The organism is Stenotrophomonas pictorum JCM 9942, from assembly GCF_001310775.1.
Taxonomy (GTDB): domain Bacteria; phylum Pseudomonadota; class Gammaproteobacteria; order Xanthomonadales; family Xanthomonadaceae; genus Stenotrophomonas; species Stenotrophomonas pictorum.
Map to the genome: position 1 here is coordinate 1 of NZ_BAZI01000520.1, position 1,559 is coordinate 1,559.

2 protein-coding genes and 1 pseudogene are annotated in these 1,559 nt (G+C 69.2%); all 3 read right to left on the reverse strand.

The annotated features are described in order from the left end of the window. Positions 1 to 286 (reverse strand): annotated as a pseudogene (locus JCM9942_RS15640) (efflux transporter periplasmic adaptor subunit); the annotation flags it as partial. 12 nt (positions 287 to 298) lie between these two features. After that, a complete protein-coding gene (locus JCM9942_RS15645) occupies positions 299 to 508 on the reverse strand; it encodes a DUF1656 domain-containing protein (protein WP_054660780.1) in 210 nt (69 codons plus the stop codon). Then, positions 498 to 1,559: FUSC family protein (locus tag JCM9942_RS15650; RefSeq protein ID WP_172675163.1), on the reverse strand; the 1,062-nt coding region annotated here is incomplete at its 5' end. The genes JCM9942_RS15645 and JCM9942_RS15650, both read right to left, overlap by 11 nt.

Sequence of the window (1,559 nt, forward strand, 5' to 3'; positions counted from 1 at the left end):
CGGCGGCGCGCAGGTCGGCTTCGGCCTGGGCCACGGCCAGCTGGTAGCGCTGCGGATCGACCACGAACAGCAGTTCGCCTTTTTTCACCGGCTGGTTGTCCCGCACCGCGACTTCGGTGACCAGGCCGGACACGTCCGGCGCGATGCGCACCACTTCGGCCCGCAGGCGCGCATCGCGCGTCCACGGCGAGAGCATGTACTGGTGCCAGACCACATAGGCCATCACTGCAGCCAGCAGCACAACCACGCAGGTGACACCGCCTCGGATCAGGCTGGCGGTCTTCATCGGGAACCTCGGTTAGGAAAAGGGGGGAAGAAACAGCAACAGCGCCGCGCAGTAGAGGCTGGCAAACAGCGCAACCCGTACCAGCGACGGATGCAGCGCGCGCCGGTACAGGCCAACCCGGCCCAGCCCGAAATCGAGCAGGCCAAACACCGGCAACAACAGCACCACCAGCACCAGCGCACCGGGGAAGTAGATGTCGCCGATGGAAACTTCATACGGCATGGCGGGCCTCCTTCAGGCGGTGGTGGCGGCGCGAACGTTGCACGTGGGCGGCCAGAACGGTGGCGCTGTCTTCCAGGCTCATCTGCAGCAGCAACAGGTGCTCGCGCACGCGGCGCAATGGCTGCGGTTGCGGGCCGGACAGTCCGCCCAGTGCCGCCTGCACACTGTCCTGGGCCGCCTGCAGGGTCTGCGCGCGCGGCATGCGGTACAACTGGCCAAGGCGGGCCAGCGCCTGGCCGATCTGCCGTTGCAGGGCCGGCGGCAATGATTGTTCGGCCAGGTCATGGCGCAGGTCGATCGCACTGTGGCCGGCCTCGTGCACCAGCAGCGCCCATTCGAACAGCTGCCGCGAGGCGCGGCTGCCCGGGGTGGTGCGGCTGGCCACCTGCTGGAACAGCTCGCGGCTGACGCTCTCGAACTTCGGCAGCAGGCCGGGCAGCGGCGCGCTCACCGCCAGCTGCACCTGCGCGCGCAGCCGTTCGAGCAGACGCCGCTGGCGCTGTTTGCCGCCCGGCAATCCCGGCACCAGCATGAACACCGCCATCGCCACGCACGCGCCGATGGCCAGCGTCAGCGAGTTGTCCAGATAGGCCTGCGCACTGGGGTGGAACGACGGTCCCAGGTTCCACGAGACCAGGATGCCGACATTGAACGCCATGCCGGTCACCGCAAACCGGGGGCGGGTGGAGATGTACAGCGCGGCGATCATCGTCGGCAGGGTGACCGCCACCAGCATCGGGAAATCGGTCGCCAGCGCCATCGCGATGAAGCCGGGCAGGGCGAAGAACGGTGCCACCAGATGACCGAGGGTGGCCCGCCGTACCACCCACAGCGGGTCCGGGGCGGCCGAGGCCATCGCCACCAGCGCGGACACGCCGAACACCGCCAGTCCGCCCTGGTTCCAGCTGCTGCACAACCACAGCAACGACAGCGCCAGCATCACCCCGAAGCAGCGCGTGGCCGCCAGGGCAATCGCGTACCCGTCCTGGGCACGGGTGAAGCGCACCTTGGACAGCCGCGGCGCACGCGCGCGCAACGCGCCCTGCCCGCG